The 6532-nt window shown below is 45.7% G+C and carries 7 protein-coding genes and 1 pseudogene; 4 read left to right on the top strand and 4 right to left on the bottom strand.

All coding sequences use genetic code 11. The annotated features are described in order from the left end of the window. Positions 1-98: 98 nt before the first annotated feature. The 3 genes and pseudogenes from NI467_RS12450 to orn all read right to left on the bottom strand — a co-directional run. Positions 99-1190 (bottom strand): annotated as a pseudogene (locus NI467_RS12450) (tetratricopeptide repeat protein); the annotation flags it as partial. 98 nt (positions 1191-1288) lie between these two features. Further along, the gene (locus NI467_RS12445; RefSeq protein ID WP_253153232.1) at positions 1289-2059 is read right to left on the bottom strand and encodes a ThiF family adenylyltransferase; all 771 of its coding nucleotides are present in this window, start codon (positions 2057-2059) and stop codon (positions 1289-1291) included. Positions 2060-2519: 460 nt separating this feature from the next. Beyond that, entirely contained in the window at positions 2520-3077 is a 558-nt protein-coding gene (gene orn, locus NI467_RS12440) for an oligoribonuclease (RefSeq protein WP_151204316.1), read from the bottom strand. Between the two features lie 122 nt (positions 3078-3199). Here orn and rsgA point away from each other — a divergent pair, with 122 nt between their 5' ends. The 4 genes from rsgA (at position 3200) to secB (ending at position 5531) form a co-directional block, all read left to right on the top strand. Next, complete coding sequence (rsgA, locus tag NI467_RS12435; RefSeq protein ID WP_253153230.1) at positions 3200-4258, top strand: ribosome small subunit-dependent GTPase A; 1059 nt, start codon at positions 3200-3202, stop codon at positions 4256-4258. A 93-nt stretch (positions 4259-4351) separates the two neighbouring features. Further along, on the top strand, positions 4352-4759 hold the full coding sequence (locus NI467_RS12430) for a rhodanese-like domain-containing protein (RefSeq protein WP_151204318.1): 408 nt from the start codon (positions 4352-4354) through the stop codon (positions 4757-4759). Between the two features lie 21 nt (positions 4760-4780). After that, complete coding sequence (gene grxC, locus NI467_RS12425; protein ID WP_151204319.1) at positions 4781-5035, top strand: glutaredoxin 3; 255 nt, start codon at positions 4781-4783, stop codon at positions 5033-5035. 37 nt (positions 5036-5072) lie between these two features. Continuing rightward, positions 5073-5531, top strand: coding sequence for a protein-export chaperone SecB (gene secB, locus NI467_RS12420; RefSeq protein ID WP_151204320.1), 459 nt, complete (start codon positions 5073-5075; stop codon positions 5529-5531). Between the two features lie 177 nt (positions 5532-5708). On the opposite strand, the gene NI467_RS12415 is transcribed toward secB, so the two are convergent. Further along, complete coding sequence (locus tag NI467_RS12415; protein WP_151204321.1) at positions 5709-6515, bottom strand: enoyl-ACP reductase; 807 nt, start codon at positions 6513-6515, stop codon at positions 5709-5711. Positions 6516-6532 lie beyond the last annotated feature (17 nt).

The raw sequence follows: 6532 nt of genomic DNA, 5'->3' as shown, positions 1-6532 counted from the left end.
TTTGATAACCACTTTAAGGTGTTTGATTTGGTATTCTTCTATGTCAATTATGGCTATGTCTGATGCCAGCATACTTTTTAGAACACCACCAAATTATCATCAGGCTTCATTGCTGCTGCACTTTGATAAAGCCGGAAAGCTTTTTCCGGCTCATGGGCAACTAGATAAGATTCAAAATATAGTGCCGCAATCAGATTAAGTGCCTGCGGATGCTGGCTCTGAGCTGCTTCAGACCAGTAACGAAAAGCCATGGTCTGATTTTTATCGACATACCAGCCATGAAAATAGGCCAGACCGATTAAGGTTTTAGCCTGGGCATCTGTATGTTCTCTGGACTGCTGCAACAGATGCTGAAACACCCGTTGACGCTGGTCAGTATCAATCCAGCCCAATAAAACACCAGCATAATAATCATACAACCCGCTCTGGTCGCCTAAATGAATACAGCGCTTAATAAAATACAGCGCCTGTTTGTGGTCCTGCGGTAAAATTTTGCCGCGCGCATACGCATCAGCGATCTGCTGATTGGCCATCAGATGATCCTGCTGTGCGGCCAGAAACAGGTAATGCATGCCTAAACTCAGGTCCTGCTGAGCGCCCTCTGCCAGATAATGCTGTGCCAGCTGATACTGCGAATTGGCATGGCCCTGCGTGGCATGTTGAACCAAAAGTTGCAGCCGTTGCTGTTCTGCTGTGCCATGGTCAGTTTCAGTCAGCTCGCTCATACGATACTGGGCATCCAGATGACCACGAGCCACCGCATGCCGATACCAGTACAAGGCTTTTTCAAGATCATTCACATGCTGAGGATGACCATCGTACATCTGGCCTAAATGATAGGCAGCTTCTTCACTTCCCAAACTGAAAGCTTTTTCCAACAAGCTGATGGCTTTTTCTGAATTCTGCTCACGCCCCTGCGCCTTTAAATGCATCAAGGCCATACCGACATAGGCCTGCGGCCATTCCTGCTGCTGTGCCAGGCTCTGATAAATCTGATAGGCACGTTCATGGTCCGGATGATCAGGATCAGCAGCTAAACGTGCCGCATGCTTGAGCTGGGCGTCCATCTGCTCAATCCATAAATCATGCTGCACAGCCTTGGCCTGATCACGTTGGACCGGATCTGGACGCTTCCACATCCAGAAGGCTAAAGCAGCAATCCCCAAAATCAGCACTAGCAAAAACCACATAGTTGCTCCAAGACATTGTTTTTGTTATGTGTATAAAATAATTATTGTAAATTTAACATAAACTACAGCCTAGGCTCTGTGTTTTTTAAGTGGCCTAATCAGGCTTTACTGCGCTTCGTATCAAGTTTTTTCAGTACTTCTGAGACGGCGATCATGGCAAAGCTGGAGGTTACCACGACAGCTGAGCCATAACCCCCACAGCGCAGACCGGCACTGGCACATACCTCGGCCCCTGAGAAAGGATTATCAATTGAATAGACACAGGTGATGCCAAATTTTTCTTTAGGCTTTTTACAGATACCTTTGGCACGTAATTGGGTACGTAATTTGGCCAGCATCGGATCCTGTTCGGTCCTGGACAAATCAGCCACGCGAATCTTTAAAGGATCTAATTTCCCGCCGGCACCACCAGAAACAATTAAAGGTAGCTTGTTAAAACGGCAATGCAGCATCAGCGCCAATTTGGCTTTGACGTCATCAATACAGTCCAGAATGATATCAGGCTGTCCAGCCAGCAGCTCTTTCACATTTTCAGCGGTGAGGTAGTCATCAATCAGATTCACCTTGATGCGGGGATTAATGGCCCGGCAACGCTCCGCCATAATTTCAATTTTCTCACAGCCCAAGGTGGTGGTCATGGCCGGTAACTGACGGTTGATATTCGATGCTGCAACCACATCCATGTCGACCAGGGTCAGCTCGCCAATCCCGGTTCGTGCCAGTGCTTCAACCGCCCAAGAACCCACCCCGCCAATACCAATAACCATCACATGACTGTTTTCATAATGATGAAAGCTGTCCTCGCCATAAATCTTGGCCACACCGGCAAAACGGCGTTCATATTCATCATCTTGAAGCAGATCAGTCATAGGTCATCTATAGCAATAAAAATACTCGATCATTTTAGCAAAATCCGCTTTTTTTTACTGCCATTAAATGTTCAATCCATTTCAACGATCATCAGCTCTGATGAGCACGCCAACCTGCCCACAACAAATGAAATATCAGCAACCCATTAAGCAGCTGTCATCTAGCTAAAGAGGGTGAAAGGTCATGCTATTTATCACCTTCTGGGTTGGAAGCTTCTGTGCAACCTGCTTTATTTTTATTTTCTGCCTCGCCCCAAACACACAACCCCATTCTCACAGTAGTCTCATTCGCTTAGGATGATTTGGCTTTGTCATCTTCGCCATAATGAACACAGCCTCATCTGATTGGGTTATTGCTCCTGTGGGTTTGTTTTGATCGCATTGAATATTTTCACTCTAGAAAAAACGCGCTCAACAAAATAAAAAAAGAGGCTTAAGCCTCTTTTCATGTCACTTGAACTTAGTCTTTATTCATAATGAAAAAATATTCACGGTAATATTTCAGTTCGGCAATCGAATCACGAATGTCATCCATCGCCAGATGCGAGGCATTTTTCTTAAGACCGCTCATGATTTCAGGACGCCAGCGTTTGGCCAGCTCCTTGACTGAAGAGACATCCAGATTACGGTAATGAAAATACTGTTCCAGCTCCGGCATCAGACGGTGCAGGAAACGCCGGTCCTGACAGATCGAGTTCCCACACATTGGTGATACTTTCGGATTCACCCATTTTTTCAAGAATTCAATGGTTTCCCGCTCGGCATCCTGCGCCTTTAATTTACTGCGGCGCACACGTTCAATCAGACCGGACTGGCCATGTTGACGGGTATTCCATTCATCCATCGCATTCAAGATACGATCTGACTGATGCACAACCAGCACAGGACCCTCAGCAAGAATATTCAGGTTATCATCCGTCACAATGGTGGCGATTTCAATAATCTGATCATTGTCAGTGTCCAGACCTGTCATTTCCAGGTCAATCCAAATCAGGCGGCTATCCGGTGTGCTGCTCATAAATTGTGTGATCTAATCAGTTTAAAAATAATATAGTAGCAAATTTCCTGCGACTTGGCTGTATTCACCCTCGGCTTCATGCTATTTTTGCCTTCTCGCACCCATGGTTTTTTAGGAATTGAATGGCTTTAATCCGTAAGCGTCGTTTGACCGAACAACAGCAGCGCCGTATTCAGAAACAGCAGAAAACGCGTCAGGAAGATCTTGATACCTCCCAGGACCTGGAAGGCTTAGTGGTACAGCATTATGGCCGCCAGCTCGAAGTTCAGACCTTGTCGGTACCTGAGCCGCATCCTGAAAAACCTGTGGTCGCCGATGGTGAGCCGGAACCGTTCTGGAAACCCATTGAACCAGACAGTGTCTGGCGCTGTCATACCCGGACCAACCTCGAACTTTTGGTTACCGGCGACCGGGTAAAATGGCAAGCCGATCCGAATACTGGTCTCGGAATTATCACCGCGATTCATCCGCGTAAATCCTTATTGACCCGTCCTGACCGTTATCACAAGGTCAAACCGGTGGCAGCCAATATTTCCCTGATTGTCATTGTATTTGCACCACTGCCTGAACCTGCCCCGGGTTTAATTGACCGCTATCTGGTCGCCTGTGCCGACGCTCAAATTCCGGCATTACTGGTGTTGAATAAGTCCGACCTACTTAAAGAGCAGGACCCTATTCTGGAACTATTGAATGAATACAAAGATTTAGGCTATGAAGTGATGCAGACCCAGTCGGATGGAGACCTATCTGCATTAACCGCCCGCTTGAATGATGAGACCGTTGCCTTTGTCGGTCAGTCGGGTGTGGGTAAAAGCACTTTAATCAATGCCATCGTACCGGATGCGGCACAAAAGACCAATGTGATTTCTGAAAACTCAGCGCTGGGGCAACACACCACGACCTCGACTCGCCTGATTCCTTTTGGTGAAAATGCAGCCCTGATTGACTCACCGGGAATCCGTGAATTTGGTTTATGGCATCTGCCTTTAGAAAAGATCCCCAGCGGCTTTCCAGAAATTGAAAATCTGCTTGGTCACTGCCAGTTCCGGAACTGTACCCATAAACACGAAAAGCAGTGTGCCCTGCGTAAAGCAGCAGCAGATGGTGAAATTTTACCCCGCCGACTGGACAGCTATCTGCGTTTAATTGATGAAATCACGGAAGCACAGCAAAAAAATTAATTTTCTTAAGCCTTAGCCCTTGAAGCGGTGATTTTGATCACCATATTTATGAGCTATACTCTTGGCAATTTCAAAATTGTAATTAGGTGGATTGTGGAACGTTGGTTCGAGTTTATGGGGAATCACCCCTTCTTGTTTGGAACACTCGCGGTACTCGTGGTTTTATTCTTCATTATCGAAGGTCAACGTAACGGTCGTAAAATTTCCCCGCAATCGCTGGGCATTTTAGTCAAAGCCAAAAATGCCATGCTGATTGATTTACGTGATGGCAAAGATTTTCGCGAAGGCCACATCAGTGGGAGCCGCAACATTCCCTATAGCCAAATTACAAAACATCTTGATGAGTTAAAAACATCTGATCGCCCGCTGGTGTTCATTTGTAATCTTGGGCAGGTTGCAGGTTCTGCACTCCAGCAGGTCGGTCATGCAGATGCTTATCGTCTTGATGGCGGAATCAGCAACTGGAAAGCTCAAGGTTTACCTCTAATTAAAAGCAAATAATCTGCGAACAGGAGATTGACCATGGCTGAAGTCACTATTTATTCGACAACTGTATGTCCGTATTGTGTCCGTGCAAAACAGCTCCTTGAGCGCAAAGGCGTTGCGTACAAAGAAATCAATTTGTCGAATGAAGCACCTGAAGTACGTATTGAATTGATGCAGCGCACCAATCACCGTACCGTGCCACAAATTTTTATCAATGAACAATTCATCGGCGGTTTTGACCAGCTTTATGCGTTAGAGCGTGAAGGCAAACTTGACGATTTACTGGCTTAATTTACTAAAATCATTATTTTATATTAAGGATTAAAGAATGAGTGAAGAACAACAAGCTCAACCACAACTGGCATTAGAGCGCATTTACACTAAAGATATTTCTTTTGAAGTTCCTGGGGCGCAAGTTTTTACCAAGCAATGGCAACCTGAGTTAAATATCAATCTGTCTTCTTCGGCAGAAAAAATTGATCCGACTCATTTTGAAGTGGCTTTAAAAGTGGTCGTTCAAGCCAATAATGAGGGCGAGACTGCGTTTATCGTTGATGTGACTCAAGCCGGTATTTTTCTGGTCGATGGCGTTGAAGAAGAACGTTTACCTTATATTCTAGGTGCTTACTGCCCGAACATTTTGTTCCCCTTCCTTCGTGAAGCCGTGAATGACATGGTTACCAAAGGCAGCTTCCCGCAGTTACTGCTCACTCCTATCAACTTCGATGCTGAATTTGAAGCCAATCTGCAACGCGCGCAAGCGACTGCGGTTGAAGGTCAAGCTTAATCGCTTTTCCCGGATATTAAAAAAGACCGCTTGTGCGGTCTTTTTTATTTCTTTTTTCCCTCTCCTTTTAGGAGATGAGAAACATTGTGTCGCAAAGGGAGAGGTAAATTAATTATTTAAAATTCTAGAACCCTTCTCTCTAACTCTCTCTCAAAGGGAGAGAGAACTTAATGCATTTTACTCAGCATCCAGCATCAATTCTGCGCTCATACCAACGGTATTAAAACCGGCATCCACATACAAGATTTCACCCGTAATTCCTGAAGCCCATGGAGAACACAGGAATAAGGCCGCATTACCCACTTCTTCAATGGTAACGTTACGTTTTAGCGGTGCCACTTTTTCATTCAGATCCAGCATTTTACGGAAAGACTTGATACCTGAAGCTGCCAGTGTACGGATTGGACCGGCAGAGATTGCATTTACACGAATACCTTCTTTGCCCAGGCTTGATGCCAGATAGCGTACACCTGCCTCTAAAGACGCTTTGGCCATCCCCATTACGTTATAGTTTGGCATCACGCGCTCAGAACCTTGATAAGTCAGAGTCAGCAGACAACCCTGGCGTGCTGCCAATAACGGCTTTGCAGCACGCGCCATGGCTACAAAACTATACGCACTGATGTCATGAGCAACATTAAAACCTTCACGGTCTGTCACCTGGGTAAAGTCACCATCCAGAGTATGGGCAGGTGCAAAACCGATAGAGTGAACCACACCATCAAGACCGTCCCAATGCTTTGCCAGTTCAGCAAAGGTGCCTTCAATTTCAGCATCTACGGCCACATCACAAGGAAACACTAGTTCAGAACCAAATTGTGCGGCAAAGTCATCAACACGTTTTTTCAGTTTTTCATTTGGATAGGTAAAAGCAAGTTCTGCACCTTCACGATGTAAGGCTTGAGCAATACCAAAAGCAATTGATAATTTACTTGCAATACCTGCGATCAAAAAGCGTTTACCCGCCAAAAGTCCTTGTGCCATGTGAATCTCACTCAAAA

The sequence above is a fragment of the Acinetobacter sp. S4397-1 genome (genome assembly GCF_024129285.1).
Taxonomy (GTDB): domain Bacteria; phylum Pseudomonadota; class Gammaproteobacteria; order Pseudomonadales; family Moraxellaceae; genus Acinetobacter; species Acinetobacter lwoffii_C.
The sequence above is the reverse complement of the archived record's forward strand: the minus strand, read 5'-3'. Positions and strand labels throughout refer to the sequence as shown.

What these genes read in the sequence shown, in the direction of transcription:
- grxC (WP_151204319.1), top strand. Translation starts at nt 4,781, where the DNA reads ATGGCTGAAGTCACTATTTATTCGACAACTGTATGTCCGTATTGTGTC.
- secB (WP_151204320.1), top strand. Translation starts at nt 5,073, where the DNA reads ATGAGTGAAGAACAACAAGCTCAACCACAACTGGCATTAGAGCGCATT.
- NI467_RS12415 (WP_151204321.1), bottom strand. Translation starts at nt 6,515, where the DNA reads ATGGCACAAGGACTTTTGGCGGGTAAACGCTTTTTGATCGCAGGTATT.
- rsgA (WP_253153230.1), top strand. Translation starts at nt 3,200, where the DNA reads ATGGCTTTAATCCGTAAGCGTCGTTTGACCGAACAACAGCAGCGCCGT.
- NI467_RS12445 (WP_253153232.1), bottom strand. Translation starts at nt 2,059, where the DNA reads ATGACTGATCTGCTTCAAGATGATGAATATGAACGCCGTTTTGCCGGT.
- orn (WP_151204316.1), bottom strand. Translation starts at nt 3,077, where the DNA reads ATGAGCAGCACACCGGATAGCCGCCTGATTTGGATTGACCTGGAAATG.